This is a genomic window from Psychrobacter sp. GP33 (assembly GCF_014119005.1).
Taxonomy (GTDB): Bacteria; Pseudomonadota; Gammaproteobacteria; order Pseudomonadales; family Moraxellaceae; genus Psychrobacter.
The window spans coordinates 313,031-337,280 of record NZ_JACGYX010000002.1 but is presented as its reverse complement, the minus strand read 5'-3'; the positions used below and the strand labels follow the sequence as shown (position 1 = coordinate 337,280).

The window sequence follows — 24,250 nt, the reverse complement described above, 5'->3', positions numbered from 1 at the left end:
ACAAATTCATTTTAACAATTAGCTAATAAACTAAATATTAAAGGCTTGGTAATTGAGCAACTAGTAATTAGGCAACTGGTTCTACATCTGCCAGATCTAGGTCACCAAATCGTGCATCACGACCTGCCCCTTTTACTTTATTCCGCTCTAAGCGCGTTTTATATTTGCTTACTTGTCTGTCGAGTTTGTCTGCCATCTCGTTAATGGCTTTATACATGTCATCCTCAAGTGCCTGTACAAACATTTCTTGTCCTGACACTCTCATGATGGCTTCAGCTTTGTGGGTCTTCTTACCGCCATCGCTGGCACCACTATTATCGAGTGATAGGATTACTTGAACGCTTTGTATTTGATCAAAGTGACGTTCTATTTTGGTCAACTTATCATGGACAGCGTTATTCATAGCTTCAGTTACGGTGATATGGTGACCACGGATAGTAACATTCATATTATTGTCCTTATAGTTATCGCTGATAATACAACCGGTAATTAAGAATCCTGTCCTAAAAACCTCTCTTTATCAATAATTCTGCTTTATTTGTCAGCTCTCTACTTTTATGTTTTCTTATTATCTAAGATCACTATTTTAATAGTATTGTTAGATAACTTGATGTTGAAACTGATTAGCAGTGGTTATTGATATGTCTCTAATTTGTCATGAATAAGCTCAGCTGGCAAGAGTAAATTGTGTATCGAAATGTATCTAAACCTTTCGATATTTACTAAAATCTATATAATCAGAAAATTTTATTTTTTATAAATAGTTTCAATAGACACTTAGTTACGGCAGGTAAATGCTGTTACTAGTGTTTAGCATTATTTTGACGTTGCATGACTTTGAATTGTATTAAATAGACACTAGTATTTTTGTTTACGCTGGGTTGAAGAGCCGATGTTCATCGCTTCGCGGTATTTGGCAACCGTACGCCGGGCGATATCAATACCGTCTGCTAAAAGTTGAGCTTGAATACGACTGTCGGAGAGAGGTTTTTTAGGGTTCTCATCCGTGATCAACTGTTTAATCATAGCGCTAATAGCCGTCGATGAGATATCACCGTCACTACTACTGACGTGCGATGAGAAAAAATGCTTGAGGGAAAATAAGCCTTGTGGGGTAAGCATAATTTTGCTGGTAGTCAGGCGTGAAACGGTCGATTCGTGCAGCTCTACTTCATCGGCTACTTCTTTTAAAATCAGCGGTTGCATGCTAGTTGCGCCATGCTGCAAAAAGGCTTGCTGACGCCGTACGATACTGGTGGCTACTTTTAGTAAGTTTTGGTTGCGCTCTTCTATACTGCGAATAAATAGCCGTGCGTCCATGAGATTATCACGCAAATATTGATTGTCAGGGCTATTATCGCCACGTTTGACGAGGCTGGCATATTCTTGATTAACACGCAGCTTTGGTAAAGTTTCTGGATTAAGCCTGACATACCAGCCCTCCGTTTGTACGGTGGTTTTTACTACGCTATCCGCTTTACTACGACCGATGGGTGTCACGATGATATCGGGAATATCGTAGCTGGCAGGCGGCTGGGTATAATCGGGCTGACTGCTTTGAAACAATAAGCCGGGCGCGGGATTGAGCGTACGCAGTAACTGTAGCGCTGGGGTTATATTTTCAGGCAGTAATCCGGTGGCGTCAGTCAACGCTTTAATATTATTACTAACCAAGTGTTCACTGGCGGATAATAAGGCGACTGCATGCGCTAAATTCTCGGTATTTTTATCAAGCTTGGCAAGTTGAAGGGCAAGGCATTCACTAAGTGTGCGCGCACCCACGCCCAAAGGATCACAGGATTGGATAACACGCAGTACCGCCATTATTTCATCGCGCTCGACGTGATTGTCCCATTGATAAAAACTTGCCACAGTCGTAAAGCTTTGCAGCAACTCATTAATATCAAGCTGGATAAAGCCCATGTCATCCATGGAATCCATCAGATAATTGGCAATGAGCGTATCGGTGTCGGATAAGTGTTTAAAATTAAGCTGCCAGCGCACATGATCTTGAATACAGGCGCTGGTACTGCCTTGATAGTCGTCCAATTCGTCAAATGCATGGCTTCCTTGCACCGATGACGCGGCATAGTTTCCTGAATCAATCCTATTCAAGTCGCTACCAAAATCAATATCTTGATAGTCATTATTGATATCGCCATTGTCCAGCACATTATCTTCGATACTAGACTGCTGTAACTTATCAAAGCTATTACTAAATGCATCATCATTGCTATAGCTATCATCAGCATAGTTACTATCATCATAACTATCGTCAGAATTATATTCCGTGTCGTTTGCTGACGAGCTGCCCGTGTCGCTATTCCACGTATCAAGGTTTAAAGTTGTGTCCGGTATGGCAGTGAAGTCATCGTCATCGTCTTCAATACGCTCAAGCAAAGGATTGCTATCCAATTTGAGTTGTACCTCTTGTGCCAGCTCAAGGCTTGACAGCTGCAGCAATTTAATCGCTTGCTGCATTTGTGGAGTGAGCCTTTGTGAGGTATTTAGGGTGGCCAATAGCCCAAACGACATACTCATAACTAAGGTTGATACTCCAATAAGATGATTATTTTACTTGTTATAAATAATGCATTCATTTTTATTTAAACAAATGAGCTGACCGTATTTGGATACGACGATAGCATTTTTTGCGGCATTGTTGCTATGATAATAGGCATACTAACAAATACGATTGAGAAGATATATGAGTCATCAGTTAACTGCCGTAGCAGTACAAATGAATAGCCAGCAAGATATTAATGCCAATATGACAACGATAAAATCGGCAATAAGCGAAGCAAAGAAGCAAGGCGCGCAGTTGGTGGTATTGCCGGAGAACTGCTGTAGCATGGGAGAGCAACGTGCGACAGCTGAGCGATTTGATGAGTTATCAGTCATAATTGGCGATGCCGCACGCGCGCATGGTTTGTATGTCCTTGCAGGCTCCCTACCATGCTTGTATCGTCCAGATGGCGCGCTGATAGCAGATGGACGACTGCGCCAAGTCAGTCAGTTGTTTGCGCCAGATGGCACGCAGGCAGCGCGCTACGACAAGATTCATTTATTCACCGCGACAGTGGCGGATAAGCAAGGCAGCTATAATGAAGCGGCAACGTTTGAGCCGGGCACGCAGACGGTAGTAACGCCATTTGAGGTCAATAATAAAGTTTTTAACTTGGGAATGATGGTGTGCTTTGATTTGCGCTTCCCGGCATTGGCTCAGCGTTTGCGCCAAGCGGGTGCGGATATGCTTAGCGCACCGTCAGCATTTACTTATCTGACCGGTCAGGCAAATTGGTCATTATTATTGCAAGCGCGGGCGTTAGACAGCCAATGTATGGTCATTGGCGCAGCACAAGGCGGTGACCACCTTTATAAAAATAATAGCATTCGCCAAACGTGGGGACACGCAGCGATTACGCAGTTTGATGGCTCAGTTACGAAAAGCTATGAGCACAGTAAGCTTGAGGGTGAAGCATTAGATAAAAGATATGCGTTAGTCATGGCAACACTGGATAAAAATGCACAAGAACAAGGGCGACAACACATGCCTATTTTTGATTGTCATCGCTTGGCATAGACAAATAATAATTTACTACCCCGATTTATCTTTTTTTACTTGGGTTGCACGTGGATGGGCGCGGTCATACACTTGGGTAAGCTTAGCAAAATCAACATGGGTATAAATTTGCGTAGTGCTGATATCGCTATGCCCGAGCATTTCTTGCACCGCGCGTAAATCGCCACTGCCGGACAGCAAGTGCGAGGCAAAGCAATGGCGCAGTAAATGGGGAGTCATATTTTGGGCAATACCAGCGCGCGCGGCGGCAATTTTTAGCCGTTGCTGCACCGCACGCGTCGATAAGCGCGTACCGAGCTTTTCGCTAATAAACAAAGCATTATCAAGATGCTCAACCCACAAGTGACGATGTGGCAGATAGCGCGTAATGGCAGTAGCTGCTTTTGTCCCTAGTGGCACGATGCGGGTTTTATTGCCTTTGCCAGTCACACGCACACGCAACTCCGAAATATCCACATCATTAACATCAAGTGCAACCAATTCGCCAACCCGCAAACCGCTACTATAGAGCAGCTCAAACATTGCTTTATCACGCAACCACAATCGTGCCTGCGCCGGCGTAACTGGCGTAGGCTGGTCAAGCAGCTGAGTGAGCAAATCAATATCGGCAATCGATGGCAAGGGTCTAGGGCTGCGTTTTAGCTGATAGCCCGTGGCAGGATTAATACGAGCAAGCCCTTCCTCAATCAGCCAACCATAAAAATGACGAATAGCGGACAGCTCTTGCTGCACGCTGGCAAGGGCTAACTTATCTTCGTCAAGGCGCTGACTAATATGTTGTACAAGTTGCCGCTTATCACAGCGCGTCCATATCAATTGCTTACCACGCAAAAATAATGCCAACTGCTGAACCCCAGCAAAATACGCGCTTAACGTATGAGTAGAATGATTGCGCACCGCTAACATATTTAACCAACGCTCAACCGGTATCAATAACGATTTTAACGCCTCATCCTTTTCTATTTTTGGCATGATGTCAATGACTTAACTGGCGTCATTGGCGTTGCTCGCATTAGGGGCGGTATTGGCACCGTTAACATTGTTGGGCTTGATACCTGCTTGAGCCATTAAGCCATCAGGACTGAAGACACCTTCATAGACAAATGCTGTCGGTCCAGTCATCATCACCGAATAACCCGGCTGCCAGCGTATCATCATGCTACCGCCATATAGCTGGGCGCGCACATCTTCACCTTCATCAAGCCAGCCTTCGCGAATACCAACTGCTACCGCTGCACAGGCGCCAGTACCACAAGCTTGAGTTTCGCCAACACCGCGCTCATAGACACGCAAACGAATATGACGATTATTCATCACTTGCATAAAGCCAACATTGACCCGCGCTGGAAATGCTGGATGCGACTCAATCGCCTTGCCCAATTTTTCAACTTCCGCATCTAATACGTTATCTACCTTAATCACGGCATGGGGATTGCCCATATTAGCGACATATAGTTGCACCGGCTTGCCGTTAACATCCAAATGATAGGCGTTTTGAATTTTAGTGGTGGCTTTTGGGGTAAAGGGAATCTCGTTAGGCTCAAACTTAGGCTTACCCATATCCACTTCTACCCAGCCATAACGATCCGTGGTTAAAGAGATAATACCGCTTGCCGTTTCAACCCGCAAACGCTGCTTAAGTGACAATTTTCGAGCTTGCACAAAGCGGGCAAAACAACGGGCGCCATTACCACATTGCTCAACTTCTGTGCCATCGGTATTAAAAATACGATAACTAAAATCCACATCCGGGCGCATCGGCGGCTCAACCACGAGCAATTGGTCGAAGCCAATTCCTAAGTGACGGTCACCCAATAACTGCACCAAATCCGTGGTCAACTCTAAGCGCTGGGTCACTAAGTCGATAACCATAAAATCATTGCCAAGACCATGCATTTTGGTAAATTCTATCAACATATTCTTATTTCCCATTCTATAATTATGTGTCCGATATAGTAGCATGGTGCCCGTTACAATGATAATCATCAGCATGGATTTACAGCGTTAGCACGACTAGAAATCAGCCATAAAAAAACCCACTGCTATGATAACAATGGGTCGTTTTCTACTGTAAAACTGGCAATAAGCGTGATTAATTTTTCATCATTTTACACTCAGCGCTTTTTCATCACTGCTTTATTACTATTTTGACCGAGACTTTATGATTACTTTTCGGTTTGCCATAAGGTTTCATTGGCATACAAATCAGCGATGGTTTCGCGTTTACCAATCAATTGATGACGATTGGCAGATACCATCACTTCAGCAGCACGCGGACGAGAGTTATAATTGCTACTCATCACAAAGCCATACGCACCCGCACCAGTAATGGCTAAAATATCACCAGTTGCTAAAGACAATAGACGGTCTTTGGCTAAAAAATCACCCGTTTCACAAATCGCGCCGACAATATCCCACGGCTGCGTACCTTCGGTGTTAAGACCTTCGCTTGGTAATACTTCTGGAATCACCGCCATTTCCGCTTGATACAATGCCGGACGAATTAAGTCATTCATCGCCGCATCAACAATAGCAAAGTTCTTATGCTCAGTTGGTTTTAGCACATCCACGCGAGTTAGTAGCACGCCTGCGTTCGCCACCATACTGCGACCCGGCTCAAAAAATACAGGCAAGCCAAGCTCGGTTAATTTTGGCAATAGCGCTTGAGCAAAATCAGCAATCGTTACTGGTGTCTCATCAATATAGCGCACGCCTAGACCACCACCTAAATCAACATGGCGCAACTCAATGCCTTTAGCGCGTAAGCTATGAATTAGCTCAATCACTTTATCCAATGCCGCAATAAAGGGCGCAACTTCGGTTAATTGCGAACCAATGTGACAATCAATACCAACGATATCAATATGCGATAACGTCGCAGCATGCTCATAAACTGCCAATGCTTTATCGTGCGCAATGCCAAACTTATTGTCTTTTAATCCGGTAGAAATATACGGGTGCGTCTTGGCATCGACATCTGGATTAACCCGTAATGAGATGGGCGCACGCTTATCCAATTGTTTGGCGACCATATTAATCAAGGTCAGCTCGCTAATGGACTCGACATTAAAGCAGCTGATGCCTTGCGTCAGTGCAAATTCTATATCGTCACGTGTTTTACCAACACCTGAGAATACAACACGGCTCGCCTGTCCACCTGCTGCTAATACGCGTTCAAGCTCGCCACGCGACACAATATCAAATCCTGCACCTGCATCTGCCAACACGCCTAACACCGCAAGATTCGAGTTCGCCTTAACCGCATAGCAAATCCGATTCTCAACTGAGGCAAAGCTGTCCCGATACGCCTGATATACCTCCAATATTGCCTGCTGCGAGTATACATAGCACGGCGTGTCATAGCGCTCCACCAGCTCACTCACACTCACATCTTCTATATATAACGCCTCATCGCAATAATGCAGCGCCGATAAATGGTCAGTTAATGCTTCAGGATGGATATACAGCCCTTGTTCGGTTTGGGTAATTACTGGCTCAACATTACTCATATTAGGTTCTCTAAGGTCATCAATTTATCAATATAAAAAGGTATGGGTTAAAAAATAAAAATTAAGAAAAGTATTCAAATTCTAGTAATCGTTCGGGTCGTCAGTTGCCTCTGGTAGCACCTGTTTTTGTTCTAGATAGCGTGTCTTTTGATACTCTTCATCATCAATCCCTGCAAACGCGGCATCTTGCGGATCACTGGTGCTGTCTAACTCCTCTGAGCTACTGGTGACCATTTGGCTATTAGTATCGGCTAAGTATAAATCGCCTTTTTGACCACATCCGGTTAGCCCGACCATTACCGCACCACTGACTAGCAACGCGCACACCATACGATAGGTGCTTGCGAGAATAAATACAGCCGAGCTGGAATTTTTATTGAGTGCATTTACGGGTGAGTTGGCAATCGTCATAGTGATAAGCTGAGGAGGAGTAAGCATAAGGATAAACAACCTTGCAACAAAGTGGCAGTGATAAAAGCGCGTAAAAGGACAGTATGAAAAGATGGATTACGATTATAGAAAAAACTAGCTTAGATAAGAATAAGGGACTGAGCGTAAGCGGAATCAAACGCTGTTATTAGCATTGATTGAATCATAGCATTATTATCTAAAGGTGTGCGATTGTTGCCTTTATTTAAGCAATAATTTTCGTTTTCAGCATTCTATTTCATATTTTATCTTTGGCAAAAGTGAGTTGAATTTACTCATTTACTGACCTTCTGACAAATTCTCTTACAATTCTCCTAAACTACCTTTGACGCTTTATGAGCTTGAATAATTATTCAGGGCATTGACTGAGTAGCAATTTATTTTGACAAAAATATCGAAAGATATAGGTTGAAAGAAATTCTTATACTCATTCTAGATCGCTTGTCTACTATGGCTTTCTAAAACAGAAATACATTTAAAACGAGCTAAATAGTATCGTTTTATATATTTATATTATTAAGAATAACTATCCATAAGATCCTATTTTTGTCGATATTTTTACGTTTTAATTGCAATTTTTTAGCGCTCAGCCGTGACACGTTTATGTTTGTTCAATCGGTATTAATCGGCTATGATTTATGAATCAATTAACATCATCTAAGGATAGAGCATGAGTGACAGCGTCAGCAATACCACTTTTAGTGACCGCAACTCGAGTAAGTCAAGTTTGATTAACCCTACTTTAGTTTTAAATTGCGGCTCTTCCTCAATTAAATACGCACTTATCAGTGAAGATGAATCGACTAGAATCACAGGGCTTGCCGAAAACTTAGGACTTGATACCGCTCGCATTAAACATACCACCTTAAATGGCGAAAAGCTTGAGATTACCATTCCTGGTGGTCGTCATGAGTTGGCGCTGCAAAAAATCCTCGCATTGCTTGAGCAATATCATTTTATCGCGGTAGGTCACCGAGTGGTACATGGCGGTCGTGAATACTCGAAAGCAGTAAGGGTTGATGCGCACGTGCTAGAAGAAGTCAAACGCCTAAAAATACTAGCGCCTCTACATAACCCAGCCAATGCGTTGGGCATTGAAGCGGTACAAGCGCTGTATCCTGATATCCCGCAAGTGGTGGTGTTCGATACCGCATTTCACCAAACCATGCCACCCGTCGCTTATCGCTATCCGATTCCAAAAGCCTTATATGAAGACGAAAAAATTCGTCGATATGGTTTTCATGGTACCAGTCATGCCTATGTGTCAGAGCGTGCCAGTGAATTGACGGACGCTACAGGTCCACATGGTTGGTTGACGGCGCATTTGGGCAATGGCTGTTCGGCGACCGCCATTTATGATGGCAAAAGTATGGACACCAGTATGGGTCTCACGCCACTTGAAGGTCTGATGATGGGCACGCGCAGTGGTGATGTTGACCCCGGTTTGCATATCCACTTGAAGCGCCTATTGGGTCTGAGCTTAGAAGAAATCAACGATATGCTGAATAACGACAGCGGTTTGCTGGGTATTTCTGGCTTATCCAACGATTTGCGTACCATTGAGCAAGCCGCGAATGAAGGTCATAAAGATGCGCAATTAGCTATTGAGATGTTCTGCTACCGCGCTGGGAAGTACCTTGCTAGCCTCAGCTGTGCCCTGCCTGAATTCACTGGTATTGTCTTTACAGGTGGTATTGGTGAAAACTCCTCTACCACGCGCGCGCGTATTTTAGAAGTGATGCGTCACTTCGGCATTAAATTTACCGCTGATAACAACACATCCCTATATGGCGGTGGAGAAGGTAGCTTCCATGATGATGATAGCAGCATCGAGCTGTGGGTAATTCCAACCGATGAAGAATGCCAAATTGCCAAAGAAACGCGCCAAACGTTGGGCTTATCATAAATATACTTGCGCACTACTTTGTCATTTGAAAGCTATGATTTATCAACTGCCCTCATAAAAAATAGGATATGCCATGCAAACCATTTTACTTGTTCCTATTAGTCGCGGTATTGGCGTGACCTCAGCAGCGCTCGGATTAATTCACGCGCTTGATTATAACGGTGTCAAAGCGGCATTTATGAAGCCGTTTTTGCAAGATGATTCGCTCGATAAGCAAAGCAGTTTAGACAGCTCAAGTGCGTTGATTATGAGCGCATTTGGTCTAACCCCGCCCAAATCCATCAACCGTCAGCGCGTTGAGCGGATGATTGGCGATGATCATTTAGATGAGCTAATGGAAGAGGTGGTGGGCAATTACCAATCGATTGGTGAAAATCAAGATGTCATCATTTGTGAAGGTCTGGTGCCGACTACTGAAGCCTCTTATGCCTCGCAAATCAACCGCGCCCTTGCCCATGCGCTTGATGCTAATATTATTTTCGTCAGTACCGTTGATATTAATAATCCAGCGCATTTAGCCGATAAATTAGATGTCAATGCGCGCTATTTTGGTGGTATTGCTGATGAGCGCGTATTGGGCTGTATTTTAATGCGCGTCCCAACTCAAGATACTACCGCAGAGCATCAGCTGGTTGCCCCTCGTGAAGCGTTATTTACGTTAGACAATCAGTTTATTGAAGATGTGCGCCGTTTGTCGCCGCATTTTAATAGTGAGCAATTTCGCTTAATCGGGGCGGTTCCGTTTAGTGATTCACTATCCGTACCGCGGACGTGGGATATTGCCACCGAGCTTGATGCCACGTGGCTACATGTGGGAGAAGCCAAAACGCGCCGCATCACGCATATTAGCCTGATTGCCCGTTCAGTGGCGCGTGTTGATCAAGTCTTTAAACGGGGCACACTTCTTGTCATACCAGGCGACCGGGATGACTTACTATTGGCAGCAGCGCTGGCGTGTATCAATGGCATTCCACTGGCAGGACTGGTACTGACTGGCGGGGTGGTGCCCAATCCTACCGTCGCTGAGCTGTGGCAATCGGCGCTAAAAACTGGCATTCCTATTATGTGTGTCGAAGCCCATAGCTTTGAGACCGTGCAAAGTCTGATGCACATGAGTTCTGAGATTCCAAGCGATGATACTGAGCGCGCCAAAGACGTCACCCGTTATGTTGCTGCCCATTTAGATTTAAGTTGGATTAAATCCTATTTTAGCAATGACCATAAGACGCGCTTGTCGCCAGCGGCTTTCCGTTATCAAGTGGTCAAAAAAGCCCAGCAAGCCAAAAAACGTATCGTCTTGCCTGAAGGCTCTGAACCGAGAACGGTAGAAGCGGCTTGTATTTGTCAAAGCCGTGGTATTGCCAATTGTGTGCTGCTTGCCAAGCGCGCTGATGTATTACAAGTTGCCAAAAATCGCGATTTGGTCTTGCCCGAAGGCCTAGAGATTATCGACCCTGATAGTCTCGATATGAATAAATATATCGCGGCAGTCGTTGAACGTCGTCAAGGTAAAACCACCGAAACGGTCGCGGCTGAACAGCTTAAAGATACGGTATTTCTAGGCACAATTATGCTGGAACTGGGTGAAGTCGATGGACTGGTATCCGGTGCTATTCATACCACTGCCAACACGGTACGCCCTGCTTTTCAATTGATTAAAACCGCACCGCAGTATTCCTTGGTATCCTCTATTTTCTTTATGCTGCTACCAGAGCAAGTGGTCGTCTATGGTGACTGCGCGATTAACCCTGACCCAACCGCAGAAGAATTGGCAGAAATCGCCATTCAGTCAGCACAATCAGCAGCTGCTTTTGGTATTGAGCCAAAAGTTGCCATGATTAGCTACTCAACAGGCGCGTCAGGTACGGGCGCGGATGTTGAAAAAGTTACCCGAGCCACCGAAATCGTCCGTGAGCGTGCGCCACATCTTGCCGTTGATGGTCCACTGCAATATGATGCCGCATCGGTAATGAGCGTGGGTAAACAAAAAGCGCCGGATTCACCGGTTGCCGGACAAGCCAACGTCTTTATTTTTCCTGACCTCAATACTGGTAACACCACCTATAAAGCGGTGCAACGTAGCGCTAATGTCATTAGTGTTGGACCCATGCTGCAAGGTCTGAATAAGCCCGTCAACGATTTATCGCGTGGGGCCTTGGTCGATGATATTATCTATACCATCGCCCTAACCGCTATTCAAGCCGAGAGCGATGCGGTTTAAAAGGTAAGCTATTATCTAAAAGTAGCTCAATAAAAAAGCCGATTCTTATCATAAGGGTCGGCTTTTTCGTGCGTTATGTTTAAGGATTTCTATCGTTTCTGTTAAATAATGAGCAGCTGATGACAAGTGCACCGCTGCCCTCTACAATAGCCAGTATATTTATGCTGTTATGGGTTATTAGTTGATGTCTACCGTACCTGCGATTCGTGCCTATCTTGGCGGCTCTTTTAATCCTGTACATCAAGGTCATATTCAAATGGCGATGCACGTTTATAATGCGCTTGCTGATATTGCTACTGCTCAGCAGCGCGTGCTTGAAGTATCCTTACTACCCAATGCACGCTCGCCATTTAAAGAAGACACCATCGATCCTGCTCATAGGCTTGCTATGTTGAAGTTAGCGATTGAAAACACCCCGCTACAAATCAGCGAGCTTGAACTGTGGCAAACGCCGCCGGTTTATAGTATTGATAGCGTACGTACTTTGCATGAGCGATATCCTAACGATAGCCTAATATTTATCATGGGCATGGACAGCGCGCGCAGTTTGGATAAATGGAAAAACGGTCTAGAATTGACTGACTATGTCCATTTATGGATTTTTAATCGCAATGACGATATTAGCTTTTCAGCTATCACTCATAATAAAAACCATGCAAACCAACCCTTGTCTAAGCAAGATATTGCAGAGGTATCGTTTCAATTACCATCAGCACTGCAAGGACAAATTACGAACACGCTGACCAATTTAATGCAGCCCTTAAACCAATTATTACAATCAAGAACTGGCTTGAAAAACCCAGCTAAAGGACGCATTTATATTGACCCGCGCCCTGTTGCGGCGATATCGAGTACCCGAGTACGTGCACAACTGACAATAAATAATACTTTACCTAACACGCCCCTTCATCCTTATAATCTGCCCGATTCATTAGCTAAATGGCTAAATCCTACGGTTTATCAATATATTATCGCCCATCAGCTATATTCTGCTGCCTAATTCCGTTAAAATCGCCCTATTGATGTCATTTTGCAGGTAGCTGCTTAAATGACCATTTATTATTTTATTTTTAAATACGATTAAAGAGATTAAAATTTATGTCCAACACCATGACGAATGAACGCTTAGAAGCCTGTCTGACCCTTGTTAAAACTGCCCTAGACGATATGAAAGCCAAAAATATCACTGTTCTTAATGTCGAAGATTTAACCGACGTGATGGAACGTATCGTCATCGCTGACGGTACGTCTAAACGCCATGTCCGTGCGATGGCAGACAGCGTCGGCGCTGAAGCGAAACTTGGCGGCTTTATGCCCCTCGGTCGCGAAGGTGGTAACGATTCTGACTGGACGCTTATCGACTTAGGCGCTGTCGTTGTCCATATGATGACCCCAGCGGCACGTGAGTTCTACGACCTAGAAGGTTTATGGTCATCAGCTGAAAACTTAGCTGAGCTGGTTGCCGTACCGCGTGAGAAAAAAGCCAATCGCCGTAACTAGTTCTGATAATTAAATATCAGTGCTGAAATAAAAAGACCGGATATATTATCTGGTCTTTTTTTATGTCTTCATTTTTAGTTCCTAATTTCACATGTCATTTCCTAACACTCATAAACCACAAAACAGCTGGTAATTACGCTAAGATAATGTGAGCCATCAACTCCTATTGGCTTCCTAAAACAATAACCGTCTAGGACGACTCATGAGCACAGATTGCATCACACCGTTACCGCAAAAATCTAATATTGAAACCACAACCAAAACCGAAGCTGATATTAATGTCCATATCAACGATTTTAATCACCCATTGCCGTTTCATATCGCCAATTTAATCGATGTTCGCGCTGGCAAAGCGATGCCATTTACGCGTGAGCAGCTGAGTGCCATTGATAAAAGTCCCATTAAAGCGCCAGTTGCTGTCAACTTTATGGGTTTGATTACCGATGAGCAAGCCGATCGCAAACATCATGGCGGTCCCTTAAAAGCGGTACATCAATTATCGACTGCAACATACGACCAGATTAATGCAGAATTTGGTTTAAAGGTTCGTATCGGCACATTGGGTGAAAACTTGACGACTGAAGCAGTAAATAATTTGCCAGAGATGACGGAAGCGACGGTTTGTATTGGCGACGTTTTTCAATACGGTGATATCGGCACTAGTGACAGCGTGCAATTGCGACTCGTCCAACCGCGCAGGCCGTGCTACAAAATCAATGATCAAATCGGACAGTTCACTAAAGTACCGAACATCGCCTCATGGATCACCAAACAAGGCATTTCTGGCTGGTATTTTGAAGTGGCGCGTGATGGCATGATTGACGCTAATTTGCCAGTCTATTTAATAGAGCGCCCGTATCCGTTTGCTAACCTTAAGACGCTATGGCAATTAGCAAATACCAAAGAGAAATTTGCCGCAGAAACTATCGAGCCTTGGCTGGCGATTGACTGCTTGGAAGAGAGCTGGAAAACGGTGCTTAAAAAGAAAATCCAGCAGAATTAATTATCACCCCTACTCTACTCAAAAATGTCCAATCTACTTTATTTAGAGCGTTTTATGGCAAAAAACAACTTCACCCTTCTTCTAACTTTTTGCCTTACGCTCCTGCTGATTGGCTGCATATCGACAACAGCGCCGCGCTACGCAATCGACAAACATACCTACCAAGCCCAAGGTAAAAATGAGCGCATTCATTTTATTGTGCTGCACTACACGGTTGGTAATAATGAGCGCTCTAGCAAAACCTTGACCACGGGCAACGTCAGCGCCCACTATTTGATTCTCAATAATGACGATCATAAAATCTATAATCTAGTACCGGATTATGAACGGGCGTGGCACGCAGGCGCGGGCGGCTTTGCGGGTAGAACGGTGTTAAATGATACGTCGATTGGCATTGAAATTGTCAATGACGGCATTGCTCCGCAATATCGCGATGCACTGAAAAACGGTGCGCTCGACTATCACCCTGCTGAGCACTATGTCGAATTTAGTGAGATTCAAATTAAAAAAGTCGCCCAACTGGTTCAGGAGTTAGCCAAAAAATATAATGTCGCCCCGACCAATATTATTGGGCATTCTGATATGGCACCCTCGCGTAAAATCGACCCCGGTGCTAAGTTCCCTTGGCAACGACTGTATAAGGAATATGGCATTGGCGCATGGTATGACGAATTTGATAAACAGTTCTTTATGAATCAAGATGAATTTGCAGCGGCAACGATACCGGATATTAAGCAAGCGTTTCGCGATTACGGTTATCAAATCAATGACAGCGATGAATGGGATAAAGCCAGTCGCAATGTCATTTATGCCTTTCAATTGCACTTTCGACCGCAGCAGCCAACGGGCGTGATGGATTTGGAAACGTATGCTATTTTAAAGGCGCTCAATAAGAAGTATGGTGATTAAGACAGTTCTTATTCAGCAATACAAAATATAGGAGACAAAAGCCATGAGTAACTCACAACCAAATGAACAAGACGATATTCAGAAATATCTAGAAGAAAAAGCCAAACAAGAGCAAGAAAAACAGCAGGAAGCCGAGCCGTTATCTGCGTATGATGCTTGTGTGCTAAAAGAAAGTGCTAAGGTTCGTGAGTTGATTGCTGAGGCTCAGCAGAAGACTAATGAGCGTTCAGAGAATGAATAGTTAGATAGAAATATTTTTTCAGAAAATATTTTTCCTAAAGTTGTTTTTACAAAGAGACAGTATGAGGTCTAGACTACTTTCTTAATGTTTATAAGACTTAGAACTTAATAAGGTTTGACTGGATTTTTTACACTTTCAATAATTATTTTCATTCTGCCATTATCTATACCATCTAAATTCACACTCAAGTTTTCTAAGTAATCTCTGCAATTATTTATGTCGAGCTTGGTCGGTAAAGCTTCTAGATTTATATTATCACACTGTTCACGAGCAATTTTAAACTCTTCCTTATAAGAATTATAAAAAAACGTATTCTTAGGAAAGAGTAAAGCTGGCTCTTCTTGATAAGGTTTAGTAAAGACAATCCCTTCATCTGAAATATCAAGTCTAAATAAAGAAGCTTTATCTAAGAAGTGGATACTAATTTGAAGTAATGGATTCGAGTTGTATTTTGCACATACTAATATTGTGATTATGAGTTCGACCTTAACGTCTAACCCAGTTTTCACTTTGAAGCCGTTTTTTCTATTCGAATGTCCAAAATTAGAATAATACTTACATAAATCCTTATTATTTGGGTTTAAAATTAATAAGCTAACTTCTGTTCTTGTCCTTTTCAATTTAGATTTTATTTTAAGTATTTCTAAAGTTACAGACCTATTCCATCTAGCTGTATGACCCATGTAGTAATATATATCAGTATCATTAGCAATTCTTTCTAATTCACTTTTGAGGTCTTTAGGATGGAGTATCTCGATATCACTAGTTTTAATGACTTTGGGACTAAAGAATATGACAGCAATTGAAGCTACTAATACAGAAAGTACTAAAGCTATTAGGTTATTGAGAAAAGCAGTAACCGTATCTACTATATTAAAATCATTTTCTAGATAAAAAGGTAAGACTATGTAGTTACCTAATATAAGCAAAGCAGCAGTCATGCTTAAAAATAAAAAGAACCACCTACTTTTATAACGACTTTGATAAAAATCTTTAATAATCACTATTTTTTATCTCTTCTAGTATTTTCGATAAATAATATTTAATAATATCTGCACTTAAATCACCATTCTCAATTAGCACTTCAGCTTCCTTTTCTGCACCTGTTATTACGTGAGCTATATTATTCTCTATATTCCCACAGATCATTAATGTTACTGCCCATTCTTCATTATTTTTAACTATTTTATGATATAAATATTTTTTACTTTCGTACACACAATTCTTTCTCATATCAAACTTTAAAATATCAGTCATATAAACATCTTTTATATAGCTAAAACTATGACCACTATAATCTTTTAAATATTGACATTCATACAGTTTCAGCTGATGTCCCATTTCTTTTTCCTGATATAACACCCAGGTATACTGCCCTAAGAGAACTACTCCACTTAAATCCCATGGATGGTTATGTATTGCCGAATCTTCCATAATTTTTGGTGGCCAAATGTGAAGCCTAATGGCGTAACTAGGTCTTCTATCTACAAGCATTAACTTAATAAACCCATTATCGTGCTCGTAAGCACTTTTAGCTAATAACTGTAAGTCTTTGGGGTTGCTTACGATTTCTAGAATCAAATTTCGAAAATGCTCTCCTTTCAACATTCTGATCAATTCTTCTCTTTGAGAACTTGAGTTATTTTTGAGATAGTTTTGTGCCAGTAAATTAAGTTGTTCTAGATTCATTTTAGACCTTAAAGAATATGTCATACACTTTCATAATAGCTTATGTATTTAGTTTTTAATATTGAAGTTAATAACTTATAAATAAGTGTGGATATACTTTGCTTAGTCAGGTTAATAGAGTCTAAGTTATGAGCGAAAAGCAACATTAGCTATCCTATTTTTAAAAACTCCAAACACAAAAAAGGTGAGCTTAAGCCCACCTTTTTTATTATCTAAAATTAATTCAAACTATCTTAACGAAACTTATCTGACCCACGCCCGCGCATTACGGAACATACGCATCCACGCGCCGTCCTCATCCCACGCTTCTGGTTTCCAGCTGTGATTGTAGGCACGTAGCGTACGCTCAGGGTGCGGCATCATGATGGTGACGCGACCGTCAGTGCTACACAGACCCGTGACACCGCCGACCGAACCGTTTGGATTGAGCGGATAAGTCTCAGTTGACTGACCTTGGCTATCGACGAAGCGCATGGCAAGTTGACCATGTTTTTCCATACCGTCGATTTCGGTAGCGTTCAGCGTGGCATAGCCTTCACCATGGGCGATAGCGATTGGTAAGATGCTGTCTTGCATACCTTTAAACAGGATAGACTTGGTACGCTCGATTTTGACATTGACCGTACGTGCTTCAAAGCGAGCCGATTTATTAGCGATAAAGCGTGGGAAATTCTCCGCACCTGGGATGAGGTCTTTTAACTGCGCCATCATCTGACAACCGTTACAAACACCGAGTGAGAAGGTATCAGGACGGGCAAAAAAGCGCACAAACTGCATACGTAACTCGTCATGGAACAAGATAGAGTTCGCCCAACCAGAGCCTGCACCCAATACGTCGCCGTAACTAAAGCCACCACAAGCGACCAGACCGTCGAAGTCACGTAGATTGATACGACCGCTGAGCAAATCGCTCATGTGGACGTCGACCGCTTCAAAGCCAGCTTGGGTAAAGCCTGCCGCCATTTCGGTCTGACCGTTAACGCCTTGCTCGCGGAGGATTGCGACTCTTGGCTTGCTGTTATCAGAATCAGCACGGCTGTTTAAGTACGGTTCTTCAACCTTTTGATTGAGGTCAAAATTTGGTACAGCGATCAGACCTTGATGGCTGGCGTCGCTAATCAAGTCATATTCTTGCTGCACGCAAGCTGGGTTATCACGGCGGCGCGCGATTTGATAGCTGACCTGACTCCACTCTTGTTGCAGCTCAGAACGCTTAAAGCTAAGCGTTTTATCACCGTTTAGCGTTGGCGTTTGAATAATTAAGCTATCTTCTTCAATGCTTTGACCAACGAGGCTGAGCATATCGCTGACATTAAATTCTTCTGCCATTTGCATTAAAGCCGCGACGTTTTCTGGCAATACTTGAATCACCGCGCCCAGCTCTTCACTGAACAATTGACCGAGTAAATTATCGTCAGTCAATGACAGCTTGATACCTTGACGACTGGTGAATTGCATTTCAGCGATAGTCGCAAGCAGACCGCCATCACCGATATCATGATAAGCGCTGATGACGCCTTGCGCGTTACCGGCTTGGATAAAGTTAAAGAAGTCGACCAAGTCACTTGGCTGCGCTAAATCTGGGCACTCGTTCCCTAATTGGCTTAGCGTTTGCGCAAGGATTGAACCACCTAAACGCAATTTGCCTTTGGATAAATCAATACGATAAAAAGCACTATCACCGTTTACCAATTCAGGAGTAAGCGTTTTTGCCACATCAACGACAGGAGCAAAAGCAGTAATTACTAAGCTCATTGGTGAGACCACTGATTTGTCTTGCTCGCCTTCTGCATTGCTATCCGTCCAATTGGCACGCATAGATAGCGAGTCTTTGCCGACTGGAATAGCAATACCAAGTGCTGGACATAGCTCTTCACCAACGGTATATACCGCATCAAACAATGCAGCATCTTCTGCATCGTCGCCACACGCTGCCATCCAGTTTGCTGACATAGTGATATCAGATAGCTGATTAATACGTGCGCCAGCGATGTTGGTAATGGCTTCGCCAACGGCTAAGCGTGCAGAAGCTTTAGGACTAATAAGTGCAACAGGCGTACGTTCGCCAACACTCATCGCTTCACCGCTCATTGGCTGACCATCTAGCGCAATCAAGCCTGAAGCAGTCACGGCGCAGTCAGCAACCGGTACTTGATAACGACCAACGAATTGATCACGGACAACCATACCCGTGATAGAACGGTCACCAATGCTAATCAAGAAAGACTTGCTAGCAACGGTAGGATGACGTAGCACGTCTTTGATTGATTCAGCTAGATTGACTTCGCCTAACTCTAAAGCTGGCAAGGTAGTCTCTTGACGCTCAAAGCTGCGCTTCATCTGAGGCGTGCCACCGAGCAATACTTGCATTGGCATATCGACTGGCTGCTCAGGTAGCAATTCGTCGTTAACGACAAGCTGACGAATATCTGTCGCTGTACCCAAAATCGCATACGGGCAGCGCTCACGAGCACAAATCGCATCGAACTGCGCTTCGCTTTCTGGACGAATTGCCAAGACATAACGCTCTTGCGCTTCGTTTGACCAAATCGCCATTGGCGACATGCCAGCTTCTAGCGACGGAATTTTGCGTAAATTTAGTACTGCGCCCATTTCGTGGTCATTGACCAGTTCAGGCATGGCATTGGATAAACCACCTGCACCGACATCATGTAGCGAGACAATTGGGTTGCCATCTTTACCGTTGTTGCTCGCATCGACGTCATTACCCGCCAGCGCCCAGCAGCGATCCATCACTTCTTGGCAGCGACGTTCCATCTCAGCGTTATCACGTTGAACTGATGCAAAGTCTAAGCCTTCATCGAGTGAGCCACTATCGACAGATGATGCCGCACCGCCACCTAGCCCAATTTGCATGGCAGGACCACCAAGGACGATAAGTAAATCGCCTTGCTGAATGGCATTTTTTTCAATCAGGTTACGTTTGATATTGCCGTAACCACCAGCAAGCATGATTGGCTTATGATAGCCGCGCATTTGGCTACCATCTTTTGCCGCTGAAGTATCGAGTTGGAAACTACGGAAATAACCGCATAAGTTTGGACGACCAAACTCGTTCGAGAAATTAGCTGAACCGAGTGGTGCTTCTGTCATAATCTCAAGGCTGGTTGCCATACGATCAGGAGTACCATAATCCTGCGTACTTACATTACCTGACTGCTCCCATTTTTCGGCAAGCTCTGGGATATGTAGATGCGACACATGAAAGCCAGTTAAACCTGCTTTTGGCTTACCACCACGACCGGTTGCACCTTCATCACGAATCTCACCGCCCGCACCTGTTGCAGCACCGGCATAAGGGGCAATTGCTGTTGGGTGATTATGAGTTTCGACTTTCATTAAGATATCGATGTTTTCTTGATGAAAGTTATACGGATGCGCTGAATTTGCATCTTGAGCATTTTCAGGCACTGGATAAAAACGCCAGCCCTCAGAACCTGCCATCACTGCGGCGTTGTCTTTATAAGCCGACAAAATACCTTGCGGATTGGCTTTATAAGTATTCTTAATCATTTGGAACAGTGATTTTGGCTGTACTGCGCCATCAACCGTCCATTCTGCATTAAAGATTTTATGGCGGCAATGCTCAGAGTTCGCCTGCGCAAACATCATCAGCTCAACGTCGGTTGGATTGCGCTTAAGCTCATTAACATAAGCATTCATCAAATAATCGATATCTTCGCTAGATAACGCAAAGCCAAATTCTTTATTTGCGGATTCTAACGCTGACTGACCTTCACCAATGACATCAATATGATTCAATGATGCTGGCTGCTCATCGTCAAATAATTTATTCACATCATTTAAATCATAAACCAAACTTTGCGTCATACGGTCAAACAATAATTGCTCAGCGACTTTTGGTAAGTGCTTATCGGCAGTATTATCACCAAGCGTTAACGTATAAACGATAACGCGCTCAACACGCTTAATCGAAATTTCACAGTTATTAAAAATATCGGTCGCTTTACTTGCCCATGGCGAAATCGTACCAAAACGTGGACCAACGATGACTTGCAGCTGATTTGACTCGGGTGCCGCAAGCGTTATAGATGGGTCGACAGCAAACAAGTCGAGTGCTTTTTTATGCTCATCACCTTCGAGTTCTCGTGATAACACATAAACTTGCTGAGTACTGATATTGCTGACATTTAGCGTGGTTTTTTGCTGAAACTGACTGATGAGTTGCTGCGTCTGAAAATCGGTTAAAAACGGTTGTCCGGCGATGGTCATCATAAAGGCATATTCCATAGGATGGGCAAAGAATGGCATCACTGCCATGCAAAGTAAATGGTCTGCGCATTATAACAAGAAGACCTCTAATAATCAGGTATAAACCGTGATAAATTCATTGATTGTCCTTTGGCTGTTTGTTAACTATAAGCACTTTTTTATCAAAGAATCCCTGAGCAGCAGCATCCCGTACACAATCGCCTGACTCTGTACAAGAGTGCTGCTCGTTTTACCTAACCCTCGTAAACCTTACAAACGCTCACATCCCATTACGGGCAACCTATATAATTGAACGCCTAACTTTCGCTATTCTAACCCCAGTCCAAACATACTGACCAACGACGATGTTTTTTATTAAAAAATTATTATCAAAATAATACTTATTTTTTATCACTATTTTCTTCTTCACTAAAATCAAGCCATTAATAATTAAAATTAAGGAAAAGCCTCATGAGTAGACAAGACCATATCGACAAAATCCAAGAAGTGGTAAAAGACGTAAAATTTGCCATGATGAGTACTACTAATAAAAAAGGTGATATCCATGCGTGGCCTATGACCACCAGCGAAACCAGTATTGGTGCCAAAGAGATTTGGTTTATCGGTGATAAAACCTCAGATGTGGTCAAAGACATTCAGGACGATGCAAGAATTGGTCTGACTTATGCCTCTCCAGATGCAAAAAATTACGTTTCTATTAGTGGTGATGCCGAATTAGTAAATGACCAAGACAAGCTCGATGAGCTGTGGTCGCCAGTGTATAACGCCTTTTTTGCTCATGGCAAAGAAGATGAAAACTTGCAGCTGATTAAAGTCGTGCCACATGGCGCAGAATGCTGGCTCAGCGGCAACTCTGTGATTAATATGTTTAAGATGGCAACTGCCGCCGTACAAGATGGTAAAACGGCTGAAGATCTAGGTGAGACTTTCTCTGTATCGTTATAACGTAACTTTATAGCATTGCCTTTTAGCTCAACAATTAAAAGTTGAACTAGGTTTGTAGTGGGTCATTGATATTGCTGTTTTACCCTTAAAAGCTGTCTAGTTATTAAAAAGAATAATAATATTAAAATAATAATAAGCTTTATCTTCAAGCAGGGCAGCAAGCTACAACCAGTTCTAAGAATAATTTGTCTTAGAGCGCAGCCATATTAATAATGAATATTCATAACAATAAGGATAACTATTATGAGTAAACAAGAACAGATGGATACAATCCAAGCGTTGGTTAAAGACATCAAATATACCATGATGACCACGCGCACTGCCGACGACCATCTGCACTCTTGCCCGATGAATACTACAGAGACCAGCATCGGTGCAAAAGAAATTTGGTTCATTGGTCACACACCTTCTGATACGGTAGAAAACATTAAAAAGAATCCAGAAGTGAATCTTTCTTACGTTACTCATGACGATAAGAATTATCTCTCTATCGCTGGTAAAGCTGAATTGGTCGAGGACAAAGAAAAGCTAGATGAGCTGTGGTTACCCGTTTACAATGCTTACTTCGAACACGGTATCGATGATCCAAAAGTGCAGCTTATAAAAGTTGTACCTCATGGCGCTGAATTTTGGGCGAATGGTAATTCATTTGCTAATATATTCAAAATTACTGCTGCTGCGGTCACCGAAACTGCCGTTGGTGATAGCTTAGGCGAAAATTTTTCGATAACGCTATAATACTCGATAACGCTATCGACTTAGTTTGAGATACTTAAATAACAGCACAACAAAAAACGCCAATAGCGATAAGCTTATTGGCGTTTTTTATTTCTTATCCAAAAATTTTAAAAATTAACCACTTTGTTTGAGATAAGGCCATGCCGCTTTTAGATAAATAAACATTGACCATAAAGTGAGTATGACTGCCGCCACCATTAAGAGATAGCCAATCATTTCTAGCGATTCCCAATTCAGTAATAGCACAGTAATTGCAATCATCTGAAAAGCGGTCTTTAATTTGCCGACATAAGAGACCGCAACGCTGGTACGATTGCCCAACTCCGCCATCCATTCGCGCAGTGCTGATACCGCAATCTCGCGTGAGATAATCACAATCGCGGCTATCGCCATGATGATATTAGGATGCCATTGCACCAAGATGATTAACGCTGCCGCCACCATGAGCTTATCGGCAACAGGGTCTAAAAAACGACCAAAAGCTGACATCATATTGAGCTTGCGGGCAAAATAGCCATCGAGCCAATCAGTAATAGCGGCAATAATAAAAATGCCCGTGAGCAATAAATGCCGTAGCAAACTATCGCTGAACTCACTCATCCCGACCCGTGCAATGACGTTATCAGGAATGGCAGGCATATTAATGCCCATCGCAGGTGGCCAATAGGCAATCGCCACAAATAGCGGAATCATTAAGATACGCGCGATAGTGAGGTTGTTCGGTAAGTTAAAAATACTTCTATTATCTGGTACAGGTGGTGTTTGCAGATGTGTGCGCTCGGTCATGGCTAACCCAGTTTAATGTCGACGTAAGTATGGCTACTAGCTTAGCATTTTTCAGCACTGGCGTCATGCCAAGTCTGTCACTTCCCTATTATTGATACTCTTCTAGGCCATACACTACGCTAAAATAAAGATAAACGTAATGTCATGTAACCAAGCTGGCTTGCTCATGTTGTTATCGGCTATGATAGACGCTGAGAGATACAAACGTACACCGAAATTTCTGCCAAATATATTCTATCAAAAATCGTTAATAATCAGTATTTTATTAAAACTCTATAAACACGTTATATATAATAAATTTAGTAATAAATAGCAATAATGATTATCAGTCGCCCTTGAATTAGTTTTATTAGTCCTTATGTATATAAGTAAGAAGAGTAAATAATTAAGATAACTTCCCAGATAACAATAAAAACCATGATGCTCTAATTTAGACAAACAGAATAAAAATAAGAGTTATATTTTAGCGATACACGCGCTTTCCTCAGCCCACAGTCTCCTCCTCTGTGGGCTCTTTTTTTGTCTTAAATTTAGCTG

Annotated in this window: 20 protein-coding genes; 10 read left to right on the top strand and 10 right to left on the bottom strand. The window is 43.0% G+C overall.

What is annotated here, in order from left to right:
- Positions 1–67 precede the first annotated feature (67 nt).
- Together hpf and rpoN are read right to left on the bottom strand one after the other, a co-directional pair.
- Entirely contained in the window at positions 68–448 is a 381-nt protein-coding gene (gene hpf, locus H2245_RS03920) for a ribosome hibernation-promoting factor, HPF/YfiA family (protein WP_182406067.1), read from the bottom strand.
- A 410-nt stretch (positions 449–858) separates the two neighbouring features.
- Complete coding sequence (rpoN, locus tag H2245_RS03915; RefSeq protein ID WP_182406066.1) at positions 859–2,541, bottom strand: RNA polymerase factor sigma-54; 1,683 nt, start codon at positions 2,539–2,541, stop codon at positions 859–861.
- A 166-nt stretch (positions 2,542–2,707) separates the two neighbouring features.
- Here rpoN and H2245_RS03910 point away from each other — a divergent pair, with 166 nt between their 5' ends.
- Complete coding sequence (locus tag H2245_RS03910; protein WP_259365069.1) at positions 2,708–3,583, top strand: nitrilase-related carbon-nitrogen hydrolase; 876 nt, start codon at positions 2,708–2,710, stop codon at positions 3,581–3,583.
- Positions 3,584–3,598: 15 nt separating this feature from the next.
- Here the strand turns inward: H2245_RS03910 and H2245_RS03905 are convergent, their stop codons facing one another.
- From H2245_RS03905 to H2245_RS03890, 4 genes are all read right to left on the bottom strand, one after another.
- On the bottom strand, positions 3,599–4,555 hold the full coding sequence (locus H2245_RS03905) for a tyrosine recombinase XerC (protein ID WP_182406064.1): 957 nt from the start codon (positions 4,553–4,555) through the stop codon (positions 3,599–3,601).
- A gap of 12 nt (positions 4,556–4,567) precedes the next feature.
- Complete coding sequence (dapF, locus tag H2245_RS03900) at positions 4,568–5,500, bottom strand: diaminopimelate epimerase (RefSeq protein ID WP_182406063.1); 933 nt, start codon at positions 5,498–5,500, stop codon at positions 4,568–4,570.
- 248 nt (positions 5,501–5,748) lie between these two features.
- Positions 5,749–7,092, bottom strand: a complete 1,344-nt coding sequence (gene lysA, locus H2245_RS03895) for a diaminopimelate decarboxylase (RefSeq protein WP_182406062.1) — start codon at positions 7,090–7,092, stop codon at positions 5,749–5,751.
- A gap of 81 nt (positions 7,093–7,173) precedes the next feature.
- Positions 7,174–7,530, bottom strand: coding sequence for an LPS translocon maturation chaperone LptM (locus tag H2245_RS03890; protein ID WP_182406061.1), 357 nt, complete (start codon positions 7,528–7,530; stop codon positions 7,174–7,176).
- A 661-nt stretch (positions 7,531–8,191) separates the two neighbouring features.
- Between H2245_RS03890 and H2245_RS03885 the strand changes: the two genes are divergently transcribed.
- The 7 genes from H2245_RS03885 (at position 8,192) to H2245_RS03855 (ending at position 15,301) form a co-directional block, all read left to right on the top strand.
- Positions 8,192–9,427, top strand: a complete 1,236-nt coding sequence (locus H2245_RS03885) for an acetate/propionate family kinase (protein WP_182406060.1) — start codon at positions 8,192–8,194, stop codon at positions 9,425–9,427.
- A 73-nt stretch (positions 9,428–9,500) separates the two neighbouring features.
- Complete coding sequence (gene pta / locus H2245_RS03880) at positions 9,501–11,648, top strand: phosphate acetyltransferase (RefSeq protein ID WP_182406059.1); 2,148 nt, start codon at positions 9,501–9,503, stop codon at positions 11,646–11,648.
- 184 nt (positions 11,649–11,832) lie between these two features.
- The gene (locus tag H2245_RS03875; protein ID WP_182406058.1) at positions 11,833–12,648 is read left to right on the top strand and encodes a nicotinate-nicotinamide nucleotide adenylyltransferase; all 816 of its coding nucleotides are present in this window, start codon (positions 11,833–11,835) and stop codon (positions 12,646–12,648) included.
- 98 nt (positions 12,649–12,746) lie between these two features.
- The gene (gene rsfS, locus H2245_RS03870; protein WP_182406057.1) at positions 12,747–13,148 is read left to right on the top strand and encodes a ribosome silencing factor; all 402 of its coding nucleotides are present in this window, start codon (positions 12,747–12,749) and stop codon (positions 13,146–13,148) included.
- A gap of 355 nt (positions 13,149–13,503) precedes the next feature.
- Positions 13,504–14,151, top strand: a complete 648-nt coding sequence (locus tag H2245_RS03865) for an MOSC domain-containing protein (RefSeq protein ID WP_259365080.1) — start codon at positions 13,504–13,506, stop codon at positions 14,149–14,151.
- A 54-nt stretch (positions 14,152–14,205) separates the two neighbouring features.
- Positions 14,206–15,060 carry an N-acetylmuramoyl-L-alanine amidase gene (locus H2245_RS03860; protein WP_182406055.1) on the top strand — a complete coding sequence of 285 codons (855 nt, stop codon included), beginning with the start codon at positions 14,206–14,208 and terminating at the stop codon, positions 15,058–15,060.
- A 43-nt stretch (positions 15,061–15,103) separates the two neighbouring features.
- The gene (locus H2245_RS03855; RefSeq protein ID WP_182406054.1) at positions 15,104–15,301 is read left to right on the top strand and encodes a hypothetical protein; all 198 of its coding nucleotides are present in this window, start codon (positions 15,104–15,106) and stop codon (positions 15,299–15,301) included.
- Positions 15,302–15,405: 104 nt separating this feature from the next.
- Here the strand turns inward: H2245_RS03855 and H2245_RS03850 are convergent, their stop codons facing one another.
- The 3 genes from H2245_RS03850 to purL form a co-directional block, all read right to left on the bottom strand.
- Positions 15,406–16,305, bottom strand: a complete 900-nt coding sequence (locus H2245_RS03850) for a hypothetical protein (protein ID WP_182406053.1) — start codon at positions 16,303–16,305, stop codon at positions 15,406–15,408.
- Entirely contained in the window at positions 16,295–16,990 is a 696-nt protein-coding gene (locus H2245_RS03845; RefSeq protein ID WP_182406051.1) for a hypothetical protein, read from the bottom strand. The genes H2245_RS03850 and H2245_RS03845 overlap by 11 nt, the downstream gene beginning before the upstream one ends.
- Positions 16,991–17,233: 243 nt before the next feature.
- On the bottom strand, positions 17,234–21,247 hold the full coding sequence (gene purL, locus H2245_RS03840) for a phosphoribosylformylglycinamidine synthase (RefSeq protein ID WP_182406245.1): 4,014 nt from the start codon (positions 21,245–21,247) through the stop codon (positions 17,234–17,236).
- A gap of 447 nt (positions 21,248–21,694) precedes the next feature.
- Between purL and H2245_RS03835 the strand changes: the two genes are divergently transcribed.
- Positions 21,695–22,189, top strand: coding sequence for a pyridoxamine 5'-phosphate oxidase family protein (locus H2245_RS03835; protein WP_182406049.1), 495 nt, complete (start codon positions 21,695–21,697; stop codon positions 22,187–22,189).
- A gap of 243 nt (positions 22,190–22,432) precedes the next feature.
- Positions 22,433–22,927: a pyridoxamine 5'-phosphate oxidase family protein gene (locus H2245_RS03830; RefSeq protein ID WP_182406047.1), complete on the top strand. Its 495-nt coding sequence runs from the start codon at positions 22,433–22,435 to the stop codon at positions 22,925–22,927.
- A gap of 114 nt (positions 22,928–23,041) precedes the next feature.
- Here the strand turns inward: H2245_RS03830 and pgsA are convergent, their stop codons facing one another.
- Positions 23,042–23,713: a CDP-diacylglycerol--glycerol-3-phosphate 3-phosphatidyltransferase gene (gene pgsA, locus H2245_RS03825; RefSeq protein WP_182406045.1), complete on the bottom strand. Its 672-nt coding sequence runs from the start codon at positions 23,711–23,713 to the stop codon at positions 23,042–23,044.
- Between the last annotated feature and the right edge of the window lie 537 nt (positions 23,714–24,250).

What these genes read in the sequence shown, in the direction of transcription:
- pta (WP_182406059.1), top strand. Translation starts at nt 9,501, where the DNA reads ATGCAAACCATTTTACTTGTTCCTATTAGTCGCGGTATTGGCGTGACC.
- pgsA (WP_182406045.1), bottom strand. Translation starts at nt 23,713, where the DNA reads ATGACCGAGCGCACACATCTGCAAACACCACCTGTACCAGATAATAGA.
- H2245_RS03875 (WP_182406058.1), top strand. Translation starts at nt 11,833, where the DNA reads ATGTCTACCGTACCTGCGATTCGTGCCTATCTTGGCGGCTCTTTTAAT.
- rpoN (WP_182406066.1), bottom strand. Translation starts at nt 2,541, where the DNA reads ATGAGTATGTCGTTTGGGCTATTGGCCACCCTAAATACCTCACAAAGG.
- hpf (WP_182406067.1), bottom strand. Translation starts at nt 448, where the DNA reads ATGAATGTTACTATCCGTGGTCACCATATCACCGTAACTGAAGCTATG.
- H2245_RS03905 (WP_182406064.1), bottom strand. Translation starts at nt 4,555, where the DNA reads ATGCCAAAAATAGAAAAGGATGAGGCGTTAAAATCGTTATTGATACCG.
- H2245_RS03830 (WP_182406047.1), top strand. Translation starts at nt 22,433, where the DNA reads ATGAGTAAACAAGAACAGATGGATACAATCCAAGCGTTGGTTAAAGAC.
- H2245_RS03890 (WP_182406061.1), bottom strand. Translation starts at nt 7,530, where the DNA reads ATGCTTACTCCTCCTCAGCTTATCACTATGACGATTGCCAACTCACCC.
- H2245_RS03885 (WP_182406060.1), top strand. Translation starts at nt 8,192, where the DNA reads ATGAGTGACAGCGTCAGCAATACCACTTTTAGTGACCGCAACTCGAGT.
- H2245_RS03845 (WP_182406051.1), bottom strand. Translation starts at nt 16,990, where the DNA reads ATGAATCTAGAACAACTTAATTTACTGGCACAAAACTATCTCAAAAAT.
- purL (WP_182406245.1), bottom strand. Translation starts at nt 21,247, where the DNA reads ATGATGACCATCGCCGGACAACCGTTTTTAACCGATTTTCAGACGCAG.
- H2245_RS03865 (WP_259365080.1), top strand. Translation starts at nt 13,504, where the DNA reads ATGCCATTTACGCGTGAGCAGCTGAGTGCCATTGATAAAAGTCCCATT.
- dapF (WP_182406063.1), bottom strand. Translation starts at nt 5,500, where the DNA reads ATGTTGATAGAATTTACCAAAATGCATGGTCTTGGCAATGATTTTATG.
- H2245_RS03860 (WP_182406055.1), top strand. Translation starts at nt 14,206, where the DNA reads ATGGCAAAAAACAACTTCACCCTTCTTCTAACTTTTTGCCTTACGCTC.
- H2245_RS03835 (WP_182406049.1), top strand. Translation starts at nt 21,695, where the DNA reads ATGAGTAGACAAGACCATATCGACAAAATCCAAGAAGTGGTAAAAGAC.
- H2245_RS03910 (WP_259365069.1), top strand. Translation starts at nt 2,708, where the DNA reads ATGAGTCATCAGTTAACTGCCGTAGCAGTACAAATGAATAGCCAGCAA.
- rsfS (WP_182406057.1), top strand. Translation starts at nt 12,747, where the DNA reads ATGTCCAACACCATGACGAATGAACGCTTAGAAGCCTGTCTGACCCTT.
- lysA (WP_182406062.1), bottom strand. Translation starts at nt 7,092, where the DNA reads ATGAGTAATGTTGAGCCAGTAATTACCCAAACCGAACAAGGGCTGTAT.
- H2245_RS03855 (WP_182406054.1), top strand. Translation starts at nt 15,104, where the DNA reads ATGAGTAACTCACAACCAAATGAACAAGACGATATTCAGAAATATCTA.